This window comes from Chryseobacterium sp. BIGb0232 (assembly GCF_024810195.1).
Lineage (GTDB): Bacteria > Bacteroidota > Bacteroidia > Flavobacteriales > Weeksellaceae > Chryseobacterium > Chryseobacterium pennae.
Genome location: NZ_JANUEH010000003.1, coordinates 219,003 through 236,716 on the forward strand (window position 1 = coordinate 219,003; position 17,714 = coordinate 236,716).

Genomic DNA, 17,714 nt, shown 5'->3' on the forward strand with positions numbered 1-17,714 from the left:
TATATTCTAACAATTACTGAAAATCTATAATTTTCTAAAATACACTAGATCTTTTTACCTCTGCATTTATTCAACAATTCTTATATTTATCTATATAAAAACACTCCAAATGACAGAAAATGAAATATCAAAAATTGTTTTTGAAACTGGTTTAAAAATTCATAAAAAGCTTGGTGCAGGATTATTTGAACATGTTTATGAAGAATGCATGTTTTATGAATTAATAAAATTAGGATTCTCTGTGGAAAAACAAAAGCTACTTCCTATTATTTATGAGGAACTAAAAATTGAAAATGCTTTCAGACTCGATATAATTATAGAAAACAAAGTGATCTTAGAAATAAAAACGGTTGACTATATCAGTCCTGTTCATAAAGCTCAGCTTTTAACTTATTTAAAAATGACCAAATGTAAACTAGGCATGTTACTCAATTTTCAATCTGATGTTTTCAAAAATGGAGTTATTAGAGTAGTTAATCATTTATAAATTAAAAACAGAATAAAAATTTGATAAAGTCAAATTCTATGCACCTTAAAACAGTATTTTTGTAAAACAATTTGCGCCTTTGCGCTTAGCCAACATCAAACATGCACCTACAGATCAAACAAGCTAACATAGGATACAATAAAACATTAATTTCAAATGCCAATGCAGGATTGAAACTTGGTGATGTCTGCTTGTTGATTGGAAATAACGGAGTTGGAAAAACAACTTTAATCAAATCTATTCTTCACCAGATTTCATTATTGGGTGGGGAAATCTTAATTAATAGCAAGAATGTAAAAAAACTGTCTGTAAAAGAAATTGCAGAGAATATTGCTATTGTGTTTTCAAAGTCTGTTGTTCCACAGCATTATACAGTTGAGGATCTTATTTCGTTGGGAAAATACATCTACTACCCTTTTTATTTTGAATTAAAAAAGGAAGATCGTGAAGAGATAGCCCATATTATTGAAGAACTGGATCTTGAACAATATAAATATACGCTCCTTAAGAATCTTTCGGATGGAAACCTTCAGAAAGCATTTATCGGACGTGCCATCACCCAGAACTCCCCTGTCATTATTCTGGATGAGCCTACCACCCATTTGGATGAAAAAAATAAGATTATTATCCTTAAAACTTTAAGGAGACTGGCCAAGGAACAGAATAAACTTATTCTGTTTTCTTCACATGACTGGCGCCTGGCTAAGGAATTTGCAGATAAAATATGGTATGTAAAAGATTCACAGCTTCATTCAGGAATTGTGGAAGATATATTACTTCAGCATGATGAACTCACCAATGCCTCATTATTTCAAATGAACGAGAGTTTTATTCCACCACATATTTCTGCACCACAGGTTCAGAAGGAAATGCTCTATTCTTTGCTTCAAAAAAACTTCTCAAAAGACCTTTCTTCTCTTAATTTTGAATTTCAGGATGGTTTTTGGGTAATTACTAACGATTCGCTGAAACAACAATGCGAATCCTTTGAAGAAATCATAAATTTCATTGGAAACATTTACTAATCAATAGTTTTCTTTACTTATTTCACATACTATGCATGCATAGTATTATGCAAATCATACAATTTAACTCATTTATTATCAGGTTATTAACAAAATTTAACGTTAATAAATACTATGCATGCATAATATTTACTAAATTTGGGTAAAACCATTGGCGCAAAAATGATGGATAATAATAAGGAAAAAATAGAAAACGTAGATTTAATTTTAAAACAGACCTGGTTGGCTGTTTCTAAAATGTACACAGAATTGGCTCAGGAACATGATTCCACGGCAGTACAAGCACTTACCCTTCTTAAAATTGATCCCAAAGAAGGAACGCGAAGTACGAATCTTGGACCTAAAATGGCCATAGAACCCACTTCCCTAACGAGAATCATTAAACTTCTGGAAGATAACGGATACATCTATAAGGAGAAAACCACCACAGATAAAAGAGAGGTGATTATCAAACTTACAGACAAAGGCTTAAACTCCAGAAATATGTCTAAGGAAGTTGTTGTCAATTTCAATAAAAAAGTAATGGAAAAGATCAGCCCGGAAAAGATGGATACTTTTAAAGATGTGATGACTGAGATTATGAAGATTGCAAATGAACTCCTCAATAACAGAAAATAAATTATCATGAACTGTATGGTTCATGTAACCTTATAAATAATAAAAAAATAGATATGAAAAGAAGAATCAAACATGTAACGGTTCTTGGTTCAGGAATTATGGGTAGCGGTATCGCAGCTCACTTCGCCAACATTGGTGTGGAAGTGTCACTTTTGGATATTGTACCTTTTGAATTGTCTGAAGCTGAACAGAAAAAAGGTTTGACTAAAGAAGATAAGGCAGTAAGAAACAGAATTGCTACCGAAAACTTCGAAAAACTGAAAAAAGCAAGCCCTGCACTTCTTTATTCACCAAAGTTTGCAGATAGAATCAAAGTCGGAAACTTCGATGATGATTTACCAAAAATTAAAAATACAGACTGGATTATTGAAGTAGTAGTAGAAAGACTTGACATTAAAAAGTCTGTATACGAAAAAATTGAACAGTTCAGAAAACCGGGAACACTAATTTCTTCCAATACTTCAGGGATTCCAATCCACTTCTTGACAGAAGGAAGAAGCGAAGACTTCAAAAAATACTTTGCAGGAACTCACTTTTTCAACCCGGTAAGATATCTTCCTCTTCTTGAGATTATTCCAACAAACGATACAGATCCGGAAATCATAGACTTCTATATGAACTATGGTGCTAAATTCTTAGGTAAAACAACCGTTTTAGCAAAAGATACTCCTGCATTTATTGCAAACAGAATTGGGGTATTCTCTATGATGGATCTTCTTCACAATGTACAGAAATTAGGACTTACCGTTTCTGATGTTGATAAATTAACAGGCCCGGTAATTGGTCGTCCAAAATCTGCAACTTTCAGAACTGCTGATGTTGTAGGTCTTGATACTTTGGTAATGGTAGCCAACGGCGTTCGTCAAAGCGGTGCTGAAGCGAATGACTTTAACGATGTATTTGCTCTTCCTGCCTATATCCAAAAAATGATGGATAATAAATGGTTAGGTTCAAAAACAGAACAGGGATTCTATAAAAAAGTGAAAAACGCAGAAGGTAAATCTGAAATTCACGGATTAAACCTTGACACATTAGAATATGAGCTTCAAGGAAAGTCTTCATTCCCTACATTAGAATTAACAAAAGCTATTGATAAACCAATCGACAGATTCAAAGTATTGATCGGTGGTAAAGATAAAGCTGGTGAACTTTACAGAAAATCATTAGGCGCATTATTCGCTTATGTTTCTCATAAAGTTCCTGAAATTTCTGACGAAGTTTACAAAATTGACGACGCTATGAGAGCTGGTTTCGGATGGGAAAATGGTCCATTTGAAATCTGGGATGCCGTAGGTGTTCAGAAAGGTATTGAATTGGCTAAAGATGCCGGATATGAAGTTTCTGACTGGGTTAAAAATGTAGAAACATTCTACAAAGTTAACGATGAAGGACAGAGTATTTATGTTGACAAAAATTCAGGAGAATATAACAAAATTCCTGGACAGGATGCTTTCATTATCCTTGATAATATCAGAAAAAATAAAACGCTTTGGAGTAATTCAGGTTCAGCCATTCTTGATTTAGGTGATGGTATCATCAACTTTGAGATCCGTTCAAAAATGAACTCTCTAGGAGGCGAAGTTTTAGATGGATTAAACAGAGCTATTGATTTAGCAGAAAAAGAATATGACGGATTAGTAGTAGGAAACCAAGGCGCAAACTTCTCTGTAGGAGCTAACCTTGCCATGATTCTTATGATGGCTATTGAGCAGGATTGGGATGACTTGAATATGGCCATTGCTTATTTCCAAAAATCGATGATGCGAGTGCGTTACTCTTCTATCCCTGTAGTAGTTGCTCCTCATGGAATGACTTTAGGAGGTGGATGCGAAATGACAATGCATGCAGACAGAGTGGTTGCCGCAGCAGAAACTTACATCGGACTGGTTGAAACCGGAGTGGGCGTAATTCCTGGTGGTGGTGGTACTAAAGAACTTGCCTTAAGAACTTCCAGAGAATTCCACAGCGATGATGTTAAAAACAACAGGCTTCGTGATGCTTTCATGAATATCGCTATGGGTAAAGTAGCTACTTCAGCATATGAAGCTTATGATATGGGAATCCTTGAAAAAGGAAAAGACATTGTTTCTGTAAGCAAAAACAGACAGATTGCCGAAGCTAAAAAAGTGGCAAAACTATTAGCTGAACAGGGATATACTCAGCCTATCGAACAAAAAGTGAAAGTTTTAGGTAGAGATGCATTAGGAATGTTCTACGTAGGAACAGACCAGATGTTAACAGGAAAATATATTTCTGAACACGACAAGAAAATTGCTGATAAGTTAGCTAATGTATTGGTAGGTGGAAACTTATCTGAACCTACAGTGGTTACTGAGCAATACTTATTGAATCTTGAAAGAGAAACATTCCTTCAGCTTTGTGGTGAAAGAAAAACTTTAGAGAGAATTCAGTATATGCTACAGAATGGGAAGCCATTAAGAAACTAACGGGGAGCTCCATAGGAGCGAACTGTTAATAGCTATTGAATAATTTTAGAAGATTAGAGAGCCTCGTAGAGGCGACCTGTTAGATTTTATGGCCAATACCTATACACAGATTTATATTCAAATTGTCTTTGCAGTCAAAGGAAGACAAAACCTGATTTCAAAAGAAAACAGAGAAGAATTACATAAATTGATTACAGGTATCGTTTCCAATAGAAATCAAAAATTATTCGCAGTTTTTGCAATGCCAGACCATGTGCACATTCTCGTAAGTATGAATCCGACACAGTCAGTTTCAGATTTAGTAAGAGATATTAAAGCTGGGTCTTCAAAATTCATCAATGAAAAAGGATGGATAAATGGAAAATTCAATTGGCAGGAAGGATACGGAGCTTTCTCTTATTCTAAAAGCAATGTTGATCCAGCGGTGAAATATATTTTAAACCAGGAGGAACATAATAAAAAGAAAACTTTTAGAGAAGAATACCTGGATTTGATGTCAAAATTTGAAATTGAATATGATCCAAAATATCTATTTGAATGGATTGAAGATTAACAGGTCGCTCCTACGGAGCTCCACAGATTGCAAAAAAGCATAAACAAATATCTATGAACAGTTTACCTCTATGAGGCAAAAATCTTTCAAAAACAATTTAATTAAACAAAAAATGAAAACAGCATACATCGTAAAAGGATTCAGATCAGCAGTAGGAAAAGCACCAAAAGGTTCCCTGCGTTTTACACGTCCTGACGTAATGGCAGCTACCGTTATTGAAAAATTAATGGCTGAGCTTCCGCAATTAGATAAAAACAGAATTGATGACCTTATTGTAGGAAATGCAATGCCTGAGGCAGAGCAAGGATTAAACGTTGCCCGTTTGATTTCCTTAATGGGTTTAAATACAGATAAAGTTCCTGGAGTAACTGTAAACAGATACTGTGCATCAGGAAGTGAAGCGATTGCTATTGCTTCCGCAAAAATTCAGGCTGGTATGGCAGATTGCATCATCGCTGGTGGTACAGAATCTATGTCCTATATCCCGATGGGAGGTTATAAGCCGGTTCCTGAAACAGATATCGCTAAAACAAACCCTGATTATTACTGGGGAATGGGTTATACTGCAGAAGAGGTAGCAAAACAGTATAATATTACAAGAGAAGAACAGGACCAGTTTGCTTTTGAGTCCCACATGAAAGCTTTAAAAGCAAATCAGGAGGGTAAATTTGCCAATCAGATTGTTCCAATCCCTGTAGAGTATAATTTCCTTGATGAAAACCAGAAGATTCAGACTAAGAAATTCGATTTCTCTGTGGATGAAGGTCCAAGAGCAGATACTTCTTTTGCTGGTTTGTCTAAGCTTAGACCTGTTTTCGCTAACGGAGGAAGTGTAACTGCCGGAAACTCTTCTCAGATGAGTGATGGAGCTGCTTTCGTTATGGTTATGAGCGAAGAAATGGTAAAAGAATTAGGTCTTGAACCGGAAGCAAGATTAGTAGCCTATGCTGCTGCAGGTCTTGAACCAAGAATTATGGGTATGGGACCCGTTTATGCTATTCCAAAAGCATTAAAACAGGCAGGTCTTGAACTAAAGGATATCGATTTGATCGAGCTAAACGAAGCATTCGCATCACAATCAGTGGCTATCAAAAAAGAATTAGGCTTAAATCCTGATATCTTAAATGTAAACGGAGGAGCTATCGCTCTTGGTCACCCACTAGGATGTACAGGAACTAAACTAACAGTTCAACTTCTTGACGAAATGAGAAGACGTGGTAACAAATACGGAATGGTTTCGATGTGTGTGGGAACAGGGCAAGGAGCAGCAAGTATTTTTGAACTACTATAAATAGATGAATAGTCTCAAAAAATAATAAAAAAATAAAATAATATATGGCTACATTAAAAGGAGGTGAATTCCTAATCAAGGAAATTCCTGCAAACGAAATTTTCAGTATTGAAGAACTGAATGAAGAACAAAAAATGCTTCGTGATTCTGCGAAGGAATTTATAGATAGAGAGGTGGTGCCTCAAAGAGAGCGTTTCGAAAAGAAAGATTACGCATTTACTGAAGAAACAATGCGTAAGCTTGGTGATATGGGAATGCTGGGAATAGCAGTTCCTGAAGAGTACGGAGGTCTTGGAATGGGCTTTGTAACAACGATGCTGGCTTGTGATTACATTTCAGGAACTACAGGATCATTGGCAACAGCTTATGGGGCGCACACCGGAATTGGAACCCTGCCTATTGTTCTTTACGGAACTGAAGAGCAAAAGAAAAAATATCTTCCGGACTTAGCAACAGGAACAAAATTCGGAGCTTATTGCTTAACTGAGCCTGATGCAGGTTCAGATGCTAACTCTGGAAAAACAAGAGCTAAGCTTTCTGAAGATGGAAAACATTATATCATCAACGGACAGAAAATGTGGATTTCTAATGCAGGATTTGCTGATACATTCACTTTATTTGCAAAAATTGATGATGATAAAAATATCACCGGTTTTGTAATCAACCGTTCTGAATTGGAAAACCCTGAAAGCTTAACTTTCGGTGAGGAAGAGCACAAATTGGGTATTCGTGCATCTTCAACGCGTCAGGTTTTCTTCAATGACATGAAAGTTCCTGTAGAGAATCTTTTAGGAGAAAGAAACAATGGTTTCAAAATCGCTTTAAATGCATTGAACGTAGGTCGTATCAAATTAGCAGCAGCTTGTTTAGATGCACAAAGAAGAATCTTAAACCACTCTATCCAATATTCTAACGAAAGAAAGCAGTTTGGAGTTTCTATCGCCACTTTTGGAGCAATCAGAAAGAAGATTGCTGAAATGGCAACCGGAGTTTTCGTAAGTGAAGCCGGTTCTTACAGAGCAGCAAAAAATGTTCAGGATAAAATTGACGAATTGGTAGCAGGCGGAATGGATCACCAGGCTGCAGAGCTTAAAGGTGTTGAAGAATTCGCTGTAGAATGTTCTATCCTTAAAGTATTTGTTTCTGATCTTGCACAGCATACTGCTGATGAAGGTATCCAGGTGTATGGAGGAATGGGATTCTCTGAAGATACTCCGATGGAAGCTGCATGGAGAGATTCTAGAATTTCAAGAATCTATGAAGGGACTAACGAGATCAACAGATTATTAGCAGTAGGAATGCTTATTAAGAGAGCAATGAAAGGTGAATTAGACCTTTTATCCCCTGCAATGGCAATCAGCAAAGAATTGATGGGTATTCCTTCATTTGAAGTTCCAGATTATTCAGCATTCATGAGTGAGGAAAAAGCAATCATCGCTAACCTTAAGAAAGTATTCCTTATGGTTTCCGGAGCAGCTCTTCAAAAATATATGATGGATATCGAAAAACAGCAGCACTTATTGTTGAATGCTTCTGAAATCCTAAACCAGATCTATATGGCAGAATCTACAGTATTAAGAGCTGAGAAACACTTCTCTCCTGATTCTGTAGAAGCAGCTATGGCTCAGTTGAACCTTTACAAAGCTGTTGAGAAAATCACCGTAGCAGCTAAAGAAGGAATTATTTCTTTCGCTGAAGGAGATGAGCAGAGAATGATGCTTTCCGGATTAAGAAGATTTACAAAATACACTAACAATCCAAATGTAGTAGCATTAACTGAAAAAGTGGCTGCTCACTATATTGATAAAGGAGCTTATTAGTCTTTATAACATAAATTTGATTTCAAAACGTCCCATTTTTGGGGCGTTTTTTTGTTTAAAATTCGATTACATAATGCTTATATACCATCACTCACATTCATATTTTAACGATGATCCTTTAACCTTCAAAATGATTTATTCTATGTATATTTAAATATAGTTTTCCTATAACCAGGTTTTTATCCACAGTCATTAATTATGAAAACAACTCTACTCATCGCCGCTCTCCTACTTTCAGCCTGTAACTGTAAGGAATCAAAAAGCATCAATAAATCGAATCCGCAGACAGGGATATGCGCCTGTGAAAAGATAAATAACAACGAAACCATTGTATATGCAACCAATATACATATAAAAAAAGATGCTGAAAACAGTCTATTGGAGTTCCGGTGTGCATCTATGCTTATCGGAACAGCATCAGTAAGTGATATCAGTGGTAATAATGAACATTGTGAAGCCATGTATAGCATTCAATGTGTATCATCAGTAAATAAAGAGCTGCAACTATCAACAAATTTCAAATATTTTACAGACAAACTACAATCGCAGGATATGTTTTTTGAAGACTTAAAAAATAATGAAGATGATTATTTTGAATTTAGACTGGCTCCGGACAGAAAAATCATTTCTATTTCAAAATTAAATATTCATTAAAATCTGCTATGTAATTACTCCGTTCTTTTTATCAGAAAAAATGTTTTATAAATATTTATAAAAAAGTACAGCTTTAATAAATCAATTACAGACTGAATAACAGATGATTTAATATTTTTTTTCCTAATTTTATTATAACTAAACACCATTAATTCAAAATACAAACCTATGGGAAAATTTATTATTTCTAAAAGAGCCAGTGGCGATTTTCAATTCAACCTTAAGGCCGGAAACGGTCAGGTCATCTTAACAAGTCAGGGATACGGTACAAAACCATCCTGCGAAAACGGAATCAATTCTGTAAAAACCAATTCACAGGAAGATGCCAAATATGAAAGGAATACCGCCAGAGATGGAAGATGTTACTTTAATCTTAAGGCCGGAAATGGGCAGATCATTGGAACAAGCCAGATGTATGAAACTGATAACGGCATGGAAAACGGGATAGAATCTGTAAAAAACAATGCTCCCAGCGCCTCTGTAGAGGATCAAACAGATTTGTAGAATAATCTTAAATAATCTCAATAAAAATGTCTTATTTTTTTAAGGCATTTTTTATTTTTGTACTCTATTTTGATAGAAAAGATGACAAAAGAAGAATTACTAAATAAAGCAATAAAGATTGCCGATAAGGCTCATAAAGGACAAACGGACAAATACCATGCTCCTTATATAGGACATGTGATGCGTGTAATGGAATACGGTAAAACAATCGATGAAAAAATTGTTGGGGTATTACATGATGTTGTAGAAGATCATCCGGTAGAATTCAGTCTGGACTATTTAAGAAGCGAAGGATTTCCGGAATACATGATCTTTGCAATCAGCTGCCTTACCAAGTTTGATCCGGAAGAGGATTATGATGATTTCATTAAACGAACAGAAAGATCTCTGCTTTCTGTTGCCGTAAAGATAAACGATCTGCGTGATAATATGGACCTTAGAAGAGTAAACCGAGAGCTTACTCCTAAGGACATTAAAAGGTTTAATAAATACCTTAAAGCTTATCGTTATCTGGTGGAGAAGTATTAATCTGCACCAGGGAAATCGTACGTTTTTACATGATGACCGGTATCATCAATGTTGATATTCAGAGCCAGATAAATAAAATGTAGATTTTTATTTCCTTTTGCTTCAAATTCACGTTGCCAAAGATATCCGGTTGCTATTCCAAAATAATCATCGATCTGATAGCCGAAACCACCATAGACTCTGTTTCTGGCAAAAGTAGGCTTCATCGGGGTTACGAAGAAAATCTCATCATAAGCATTGGCAAAAACAGTTCCTTTCTCTATAGTTTTGGAGTTTAAAGGTACGCTTACATTCAGACGGTAACGGTAACGCATCCTTTGAGAAGTATTATCGCTTTGAGGTTCATAAAACCAGCTTTTTTCCACACGGAAACGGTTTTCAAATTTCACGATGCCTTTTTTAATGTCAATGACATCCTGAAGCCATACCCTGAACTCTTCCCTGCTTAATTTATGATCTTTATAGTTAACATATCTTCCAAGTCCCACAAATGGTTTGTGATTCTTGGTAAGATTATATCCTACCCCTCCTTTTATTTCATAATAATCCGGATACGAATATTCTTCGTTACCTCGCAATTGGCCTTCTCCGTATAAGAAAAACTTAGGATGAAACTTATAGGTTAAAGTCACTGCATTGAAGCTGGAAATATGTTCCTGAGCTTTAAAGAAAGAAAGACTAAGAAGTAGACCTAAACCTAAAAAACGTTTCATAAAAAATTTTTGCAAATGTAATTTTTTTAACAATTTATTAATATTAACTTTCATTAATATTGAATTAACACTTACTTCATATTAATTGTATAAGAAAAACCAATATGGAACCATCTTTGTGGCATTTCCACTCCAAAAGCTTCCGTATATTTCGTATTGGTAATATTATTTACCAGAACATAGACGGAATAGTCTTTTCTGCTAAAGCTTAATTTATCATCCACAAGCTGATAGCTGCCTAAACTCTGTCTCTGATTGTATCGATAAACAACCTCATTCGTGAAAGAACCAAGGAATTTTGTTTCCATTTTACCGATGAACTGGTGTCTCAGATTATCCATAATATATTTTGAAACAAATTCATTGGATTTCTGAAATTTACCATCAATATAGGTATACCCTGCCATCAGCTTCAGCCAATTGTTCATTTTGTAGTTTACTTCTGCTTCTATTCCTTTGATTTTGATGTTCCCTACATTTTCGGCAGCCCATGTCTTATCATTGATATCTTTTTTAACCCAATCAATAGAATTCTTTGAATCTCTCAAAAACCCACTGATTTTAGCTAAAATCTTTTGATCCTGATATTGGTATCCCACCTCGGATGAAACTCCATTTTCAGGCAGCAGATTCGGGTTTCCGCGCTCCTGTGGACTTACATAATAAAGATCTGTAAAAGTAGGTATACGGTGTACTTTTGCAATATTTCCGTATATTTTATTGTTAGGATTGAAATTATAACCTACATCCAGTCCCGGATAAAAGAAATTTCCTTCCTTAGAATAATTAGCCCACGAGATTCCCGGGGTAATGTTCAGTTTTTTATCTAATAAAGAAAAATGATGTTCAAAGAAAACCTGGGAAACAAAACGGTTCGGATTTCCTAAATTGCTGCTCACCAAAAACTCCTTTCTCAGTTCTACACCTACTCCGGTAGTTCCCAATCCCCACTGATAACTGGAATTCACTTCACCACCCACATTATTTCCTATATGCATATTCCTATAACCCTTAGGATTCTGTCTGGTATAAAGATACATGTCCTGCCCTCTTCTCCAGTATATGTTAGAATTAATCTTTAGCTTTCCGAATGTCTGCTGATGAGCAATACTCACAATAGAAGCCTGCATTTCTTCATACTGGTCTACAGCATTTTTGGAAGCATAAAATCCATTAGCACCGAATTTTTTTTCTGAAAAACCGGCCTGAAGTCTCAGATCTCCGTTTTTAATATTCAGTTTTCCCTGATAGAATACGTTTCTGATCTCGTAATCGGTATTATACATATACCCTTCTGATCCTGAAGTATTGGCCTGAAGGGTATTCGCAAATTTCTCATTTCCCAGCTGGGCATTAAAGCCTAAACCATAGGAACCATAATCACCGCCTTCAGCACTTATTTTAACCTTCTTCCCTATTCCGGGCTTAGTAATCACATTAATGACGCCTGCATAAGCATTTTGCCCAAAACGTCTTGCTGCAGGACCTTTTATAATCTCAATTTTTTCCACATCTTCCAGATCTACCGGAATGTTCATGGAATTGTGACCTGTTTGAGAATCATTGATTCTTACTCCGTTCAATAATAACAGAACCTGTTCAAAGGAACTTCCACGGAAACTGATATCACTCTGAACTCCATTGGATCCTCTCCTTCTGATGTCCATACCCGGAACCTGCTGAAGAATTTCATCAATACTTTTAGATGGAGCATTGGCAATATCTTCTTTTGTAATAACAGTGATATTCTGGTTGGCACTTTTATAAGGTGTGGAGATAAATTTCCCCTGAAATTCTATGTTTTCAATATCTGTAGTCTTTTCCTGTGCCTGTGCCCAAAGCAGAGATCCCAGAAAAAAAACACTTCCTATCTTTTTGATCATAATCGTTTCCGTAGTTTCTTTTAACAAGGATCAAAAGTAAGGGAGTTCATGAAGACAGGCAAATGATACTTGTCATAAAAAAAGACGCGGCTGAATGCTGCGTCTATGTTTTTTGTGAGGGGGTAATTCTATCTTTTTCTCATTAAATGTGTAACTAGATCTCTGAATAATTTTCTCATTTCTATATTACATATTTATGAATACAATTTTAAATAATTTTAAAACATAAAACAATACCTGAATAAAAAAACATATTAAAGCAGGTGAAACTGTTTGAAATTCAATAAAAATAAAAGGTAAATACAGAATAATTCCACAAAAAACTTCTTAAATATTCTTTTTTTGAGTACAATATTGTGGTATCAAAACACCAATTTTTGTTTTTTATATACAATTTTAGTCATAGGAAAAGCTTATAATTTTCGCTAAAAATTTCGTAATTTTGTGGGTCTTAATTTTTCGACAGAAGTCTTCTTTTTCAACTGCATTTTGAGCACCATTTCTAATGCCTTGCCTCTGGCTGATGAATCAGAAAACAAATTTGAAAGTTCAATTGATGACATCCGGAATGTTCCGGAAACACCATTAGACTGGCTGCTTACAACGCTGTACAGTTGCTTTTATGAATAAACAAAATATGGCTGATACTACAGAAATAGATATTAAAAAACAGATTTTCGTTAAGAATGCCCATCTTAACAATCTGAAACATATAGATGTCCTGATCCCAAAAAATAAATTGATTGTTATTACAGGAGTATCAGGAAGTGGAAAGTCATCCCTGGCTTTTGATACCATCTATGCAGAAGGACAAAGAAGATATGTAGAAAGTTTGAGCTCTTATGCCCGCCAGTTCCTGGGAAAATTAGAAAAGCCTAAAGTGGATGATATTAAAGGGCTTGCACCATCTATTGCCATCCAACAGAAAGTAATTTCATCCAATCCACGTTCTACTGTAGGAACCTCTACGGAGATCTATGATTATATGAAGCTTTTATTCGCAAGGATCGGGAAAACATTTTCTCCTGTTTCCGGAGAAGAAGTAAAAAAAGATTCAGTTTCCGATGTGATTGATTTTATTAAAGCCTCTAAAAAAGATACTTCCTTTTTATTGACCGCTCCTCTGGAATATGATGCTGACAATTTTAAGGAAACCTTAAATATTTTAAAACTGGCAGGTTTTACAAGACTAGAGATCAATGGAAATGTAGCTGGAATTGAAGATCTTGAAAGTTTTGGATTTGCGCCGGAAAAAGGCATGAAGATCAATCTTGTGATCGACCGTTTTTCATACGAGGAAGATGAGAGCTTTTTACAGCGACTGGCAGATTCTATTCAGATGGCATTTTATGAAGGCCGCGGCTACTGTTCTCTAAAAAATACAGATACCGAAAAGGTAAAAGAATTTTCCAATAAATTTGAATTGGACGGTATGGAATTCCTTGAACCGAATGTCCATTTTTTCAGTTTCAATAATCCGTATGGAGCTTGCCCTGCCTGCGAAGGTTACGGAAAAGTAATCGGAATAGATGAAGATCTTGTGGTTCCTAATAAAACATTATCCATCTACGAAGACGCTGTAGTCTGCTGGAGGGGAGAAACCATGAGCGAATGGAAAAAAGATTTTATCAAAAAGGCCGGGGACTTCCCTATTCATAAGCCTTACCATCAATTGACCAAAGAACAGAAAAATTTCCTTTGGAAAGGTGATGGTAAAAGTAATTTCCCATGTCTCAACAATTTCTTCAAAATGCTTGAAGAAAATCTTTATAAAATTCAGTACAGGGTGATGCTTTCCCGTTACAGAGGAAAAACGCTTTGTCCAACGTGTGAAGGACTGAGACTGCGTGAAGAAACAAGCTGGGTAAAAGTAGACGGATATAATATTCAGTCCATGATTGAACTTCCTTTAGATGAACTGTCACCACTAATCAACAGTTTACAACTGTCTGATCACGATAAGGAAGTTGCCAAGAGACTATTGTACGAAATTACAACCCGCCTGGAGTTTTTATTAAAAGTAGGTTTAGGATATTTAACATTAAACAGAACCTCCAATACCCTTTCCGGAGGGGAAAGTCAGAGGATTAACCTGGCCACCAGCCTGGGAAGTTCTTTGGTAGGTTCCATTTATATATTAGATGAGCCTTCCATTGGATTGCATTCCAAGGATACGGAAAACCTCATCGGAGTATTAAAAAATCTTCGTGACCTGGGAAATACTGTCATTGTGGTGGAACATGATGAAGATGTCATGCGTGCTGCAGATTATATTATTGATATCGGCCCGGAAGCAGGTTATCTGGGAGGAGAACTTGTATTTGCAGGAGATTATAAAGATCTTAAAAAAGCCAATACCCTTACTTCAGAATACCTTACAGGAAGACTGGAAATAGAAGTTCCGAAGAAACGTAGAAAAGCAAAAGAATGGATTCACATTAAAGGAGCACGCCAAAATAACCTTAAAAACATTGATGTAGATCTTCCTTTGGAAAGTCTGGTTGTTATTTCAGGAGTTTCAGGAAGTGGAAAGTCGACTCTGATGAAGGAAATCCTTACCAATGACATTCAGATCCAGCTGGGAATGGGTGGTAAAAAAGGAGATTATGATTCTGTAGAATTCCCGAAGAAACTTATTAAAAATATTGAACTGATTGATCAAAATCCAATAGGAAAATCGTCACGTTCAAACCCTGTAACCTATCTGAAAGCTTATGATGACATCCGTGATCTTTTTGCCAAGCAGAAAGTGGCTAAAATGATGGGCTACAAACCGAAACACTTCTCTTTCAACGTAGATGGCGGAAGATGTGATGAATGTAAGGGTGAAGGAGTGATCAATGTTTCCATGCAGTTTATGGCTGATATTGAACTTGAATGTGAAGTTTGTAAAGGAACCCGATTCAAAAGTGAAATTCTTGAAGTAAAGTTTGATGAAAAAAGTATCTCAGACATTCTTCACATGACTGTAGATGAAGCGTTGGAATTCTTTAAGGATAATAATGAAGAAAAGATCGTTACCAAACTGAGACCTTTACAGGAAGTCGGATTGGGCTACTTACAGTTGGGGCAAAGCTCTTCTACCCTTTCCGGTGGTGAGGCACAGCGTGTGAAACTGGCTTCATTCCTTGTAAAAGGGGTTACTACAGATAAAACATTATTTATCTTCGATGAACCTTCTACAGGTCTCCATTTCCACGATATTAAAAAGCTGTTGAAATCATTACAGGCACTGATAGACCTTGGACATTCGGTGATTGTTATTGAACACCAGCCGGATATTATCAAATGTGCAGACTATATCATTGATATTGGTCCGGAAGCCGGAAAATATGGTGGTGAGGTTGTTTTTGCCGGAACTCCTGAAGATCTGACGAAAAATAAAAAATCTTATACTGCAAAATACATCAAGGAAAAACTTGAACAATAAATACAGACAGAGAGCCGTTGAGCTCTCTGTTTTGATTTTAAGGCTCGGGAAAATCAACGATTTTTAGGGCACTCTTTATTTGTAATGAATGCACGAATATTTTTAGCGACTTTTACATTATGGACTTGTATAAAATCCCTATTTATACTATAAATTAAATTATTTTTTAAATCATGCAGGCAGATAAGTTTTATGCATAATAAATAAGAATATTCATGAATTCGTGACGATCTTTTGGCAAATAAATTCTTTCTACTTATAGCATCAAAAGCCAGAATTACCTGACATTTCTGTGTATTTCAAAATGAATATGATCATTATAGAGGAAAAGTTTTATCTTAGAAAAAAGAAAACCACTGCTTTTTTTTAATCAAAATCTATAGAAACTATATAGCCTGTTTTAAGATGAAATATATCAAAAGATTCATTCCCTTATCCTCTCTTTTATTCCTTCTCAACTGCTCTGTAAAGAAAAATATAACTTCAAATAGTGAATATGAAGTGAAGCGGGATACATTAACTTTACTTGACCCAAGCAGAAACCGTAAGATTCCGGTGGCATATTATCTGCCTAAAACCAATAAGAAAATTCAGAATCAGCAAGTGATTATCTTTAATCATGGGTATGGCTTCAATAAAGGTGGAGATTATTTTGTGTATTCTTATTTAACGGAAACGCTGGCTTCAAAAGGGTATTTCACAGTGAGTATTCAGCATGAGCAGACCACAGACGCTCCCCTGCCTGTGGAAGGCAACCTCCAAATGGTAAGAAGACCTTTCTGGCAAAATGGGTCCGACAATATATTATATGTATTGAATGAGCTTAAAAAAACAAAACCGGATCTGGATTATAAGCACCTTACTTTAATTGGGCATTCCAATGGTGGCGATATGGTGGCTTTATTTGGAAATCAGCACCCTAATCTGGTTTATAAAATCATTGCGATGGATAACCGGAGGATGTTCCTTCCGAGGACAAGTATTCCTAAAATCTATTCGTTACGTTCCAATGATTATCCTGCTGATGAAGGGGTTTTACCTACAGAAGAAGAACAGAAAAAATATCACATAACGATACAGCCAACCACTATCAATCATAGTCATATGGATAATAAAGGCAGTGATGAAGAGAAGAAAATATTGAATGATTTTGTGATAAAATACCTGAATGAACAGTAATTGTAGACATTTCTTTTCTTCTGAAAGAATAATGAGAGAATAATCCCAAACTTATCCACAACAAATTGTGGATAACTTGTGAATTTTAACATTAAATTCACATTTCGTATTAAAAATATTACTACATTTACTATGTAATAAACATCGAAGTGGAAACTTTATTTGCTTTTCTTACTACTCTTGAAATTGCAATTAAATTTGAAATAAAAATTTAAGCACAGCATTGTCGGCTGTGCTTTTTTATTGTTGTCTAATTAAAAAAATGAGATGTCTTATCTACTGAATCTGCCTCTAAAGGGCAGATTCTTTTATTCTAAAGATTCCAAATACCAAAAGCCACCCATCTATTCAATCTCGAAATCTTAAAAAAACATATACAAACATTTGTATAATCTATGATGGAAAACTAACGTATTGATTTAAAATATATACAAGAATAATTTGTATTTTTATTTTTCAAAAGGCCTTATAGTTCAATGGATAGAACAAAAGTTTCCTAAACTTTAGATCCAAGTTCGATTCTTGGTAGGGCTACCAGCAAAATTCAAAGGCTTTTTTGATCGGGCATTCTTACCCGGTATC

At 35.5% G+C, this 17,714-nt stretch carries 15 protein-coding genes and 1 tRNA gene; 14 read left to right on the plus strand and 2 right to left on the minus strand.

Annotated features, from left to right (window positions below; genetic code table 11):
- Nucleotides 1–109: 109 nt before the first annotated feature.
- The 10 genes from M2372_RS10610 (at nt 110) to M2372_RS10655 (ending at nt 9,927) form a co-directional block, all read left to right on the plus strand.
- A complete protein-coding gene (locus M2372_RS10610; protein WP_123319266.1) occupies nt 110–487 on the plus strand; it encodes a GxxExxY protein in 378 nt (125 codons plus the stop codon).
- Between the two features lie 101 nt (nt 488–588).
- Complete coding sequence (locus M2372_RS10615) at nt 589–1,512, plus strand: ABC transporter ATP-binding protein (RefSeq protein ID WP_123319267.1); 924 nt, start codon at nt 589–591, stop codon at nt 1,510–1,512.
- Nucleotides 1,513–1,677: 165 nt separating this feature from the next.
- A complete protein-coding gene (locus M2372_RS10620) occupies nt 1,678–2,130 on the plus strand; it encodes a MarR family winged helix-turn-helix transcriptional regulator (RefSeq protein WP_045502437.1) in 453 nt (150 codons plus the stop codon).
- Nucleotides 2,131–2,183: 53 nt separating this feature from the next.
- Entirely contained in the window at nt 2,184–4,577 is a 2,394-nt protein-coding gene (locus M2372_RS10625; protein WP_115968798.1) for a 3-hydroxyacyl-CoA dehydrogenase/enoyl-CoA hydratase family protein, read from the plus strand.
- Between the two features lie 88 nt (nt 4,578–4,665).
- Entirely contained in the window at nt 4,666–5,130 is a 465-nt protein-coding gene (tnpA, locus tag M2372_RS10630) for an IS200/IS605 family transposase (protein ID WP_123319268.1), read from the plus strand.
- Between the two features lie 112 nt (nt 5,131–5,242).
- Complete coding sequence (locus M2372_RS10635; RefSeq protein ID WP_115969163.1) at nt 5,243–6,421, plus strand: acetyl-CoA C-acyltransferase; 1,179 nt, start codon at nt 5,243–5,245, stop codon at nt 6,419–6,421.
- Nucleotides 6,422–6,465: 44 nt separating this feature from the next.
- The gene (locus M2372_RS10640) at nt 6,466–8,241 is read left to right on the plus strand and encodes an acyl-CoA dehydrogenase family protein (RefSeq protein WP_115968800.1); all 1,776 of its coding nucleotides are present in this window, start codon (nt 6,466–6,468) and stop codon (nt 8,239–8,241) included.
- 198 nt (nt 8,242–8,439) lie between these two features.
- Nucleotides 8,440–8,895: a hypothetical protein gene (locus M2372_RS10645; RefSeq protein WP_123319269.1), complete on the plus strand. Its 456-nt coding sequence runs from the start codon at nt 8,440–8,442 to the stop codon at nt 8,893–8,895.
- 168 nt (nt 8,896–9,063) lie between these two features.
- The gene (locus M2372_RS10650; RefSeq protein WP_115968802.1) at nt 9,064–9,399 is read left to right on the plus strand and encodes a YegP family protein; all 336 of its coding nucleotides are present in this window, start codon (nt 9,064–9,066) and stop codon (nt 9,397–9,399) included.
- Between the two features lie 81 nt (nt 9,400–9,480).
- Nucleotides 9,481–9,927, plus strand: a complete 447-nt coding sequence (locus M2372_RS10655; protein ID WP_165852161.1) for a phosphohydrolase — start codon at nt 9,481–9,483, stop codon at nt 9,925–9,927.
- On the opposite strand, the gene M2372_RS10660 is transcribed toward M2372_RS10655, so the two are convergent.
- Both M2372_RS10660 and M2372_RS10665 read right to left on the minus strand, forming a co-directional pair.
- Nucleotides 9,924–10,640 (minus strand): DUF2490 domain-containing protein, encoded by a 717-nt coding sequence (locus M2372_RS10660; protein ID WP_115968804.1) that lies wholly within the window; start codon nt 10,638–10,640, stop codon nt 9,924–9,926. The two genes, M2372_RS10655 and M2372_RS10660, sit on opposite strands and share 4 nt — an antisense overlap.
- Nucleotides 10,641–10,711: 71 nt before the next feature.
- Complete coding sequence (locus M2372_RS10665) at nt 10,712–12,523, minus strand: TonB-dependent siderophore receptor (protein ID WP_115969165.1); 1,812 nt, start codon at nt 12,521–12,523, stop codon at nt 10,712–10,714.
- Nucleotides 12,524–13,012: 489 nt separating this feature from the next.
- On the opposite strand from M2372_RS10665, the gene M2372_RS10670 reads away from it, so the two are divergent.
- From M2372_RS10670 to M2372_RS10685, 4 genes are all read left to right on the plus strand, one after another.
- Nucleotides 13,013–13,153, plus strand: a complete 141-nt coding sequence (locus tag M2372_RS10670) for a hypothetical protein (RefSeq protein ID WP_185018790.1) — start codon at nt 13,013–13,015, stop codon at nt 13,151–13,153.
- Nucleotides 13,154–13,160: 7 nt separating this feature from the next.
- On the plus strand, nt 13,161–15,953 hold the full coding sequence (gene uvrA / locus M2372_RS10675; protein WP_123320081.1) for an excinuclease ABC subunit UvrA: 2,793 nt from the start codon (nt 13,161–13,163) through the stop codon (nt 15,951–15,953).
- A gap of 405 nt (nt 15,954–16,358) precedes the next feature.
- Entirely contained in the window at nt 16,359–17,132 is a 774-nt protein-coding gene (locus M2372_RS10680) for an alpha/beta hydrolase (protein WP_123319270.1), read from the plus strand.
- Between the two features lie 462 nt (nt 17,133–17,594).
- Nucleotides 17,595–17,669, plus strand: a tRNA-Arg gene (locus M2372_RS10685).
- The last annotated feature ends 45 nt before the right edge of the window (nt 17,670–17,714 follow it).

Excerpts from the sequence above, each read along its gene's own strand:
- M2372_RS10615 (WP_123319267.1), top strand. The coding sequence starts at position 589 with ATGCACCTACAGATCAAACAAGCTAACATAGGATACAATAAAACATTA.
- M2372_RS10660 (WP_115968804.1), bottom strand. The coding sequence starts at position 10,640 with ATGAAACGTTTTTTAGGTTTAGGTCTACTTCTTAGTCTTTCTTTCTTT.
- uvrA (WP_123320081.1), top strand. The coding sequence starts at position 13,161 with ATGGCTGATACTACAGAAATAGATATTAAAAAACAGATTTTCGTTAAG.
- M2372_RS10650 (WP_115968802.1), top strand. The coding sequence starts at position 9,064 with ATGGGAAAATTTATTATTTCTAAAAGAGCCAGTGGCGATTTTCAATTC.
- M2372_RS10640 (WP_115968800.1), top strand. The coding sequence starts at position 6,466 with ATGGCTACATTAAAAGGAGGTGAATTCCTAATCAAGGAAATTCCTGCA.
- M2372_RS10625 (WP_115968798.1), top strand. The coding sequence starts at position 2,184 with ATGAAAAGAAGAATCAAACATGTAACGGTTCTTGGTTCAGGAATTATG.
- M2372_RS10655 (WP_165852161.1), top strand. The coding sequence starts at position 9,481 with ATGACAAAAGAAGAATTACTAAATAAAGCAATAAAGATTGCCGATAAG.
- M2372_RS10620 (WP_045502437.1), top strand. The coding sequence starts at position 1,678 with ATGGATAATAATAAGGAAAAAATAGAAAACGTAGATTTAATTTTAAAA.
- M2372_RS10680 (WP_123319270.1), top strand. The coding sequence starts at position 16,359 with ATGAAATATATCAAAAGATTCATTCCCTTATCCTCTCTTTTATTCCTT.
- M2372_RS10665 (WP_115969165.1), bottom strand. The coding sequence starts at position 12,523 with ATGATCAAAAAGATAGGAAGTGTTTTTTTTCTGGGATCTCTGCTTTGG.
- M2372_RS10645 (WP_123319269.1), top strand. The coding sequence starts at position 8,440 with ATGAAAACAACTCTACTCATCGCCGCTCTCCTACTTTCAGCCTGTAAC.
- M2372_RS10610 (WP_123319266.1), top strand. The coding sequence starts at position 110 with ATGACAGAAAATGAAATATCAAAAATTGTTTTTGAAACTGGTTTAAAA.
- tnpA (WP_123319268.1), top strand. The coding sequence starts at position 4,666 with ATGGCCAATACCTATACACAGATTTATATTCAAATTGTCTTTGCAGTC.
- M2372_RS10635 (WP_115969163.1), top strand. The coding sequence starts at position 5,243 with ATGAAAACAGCATACATCGTAAAAGGATTCAGATCAGCAGTAGGAAAA.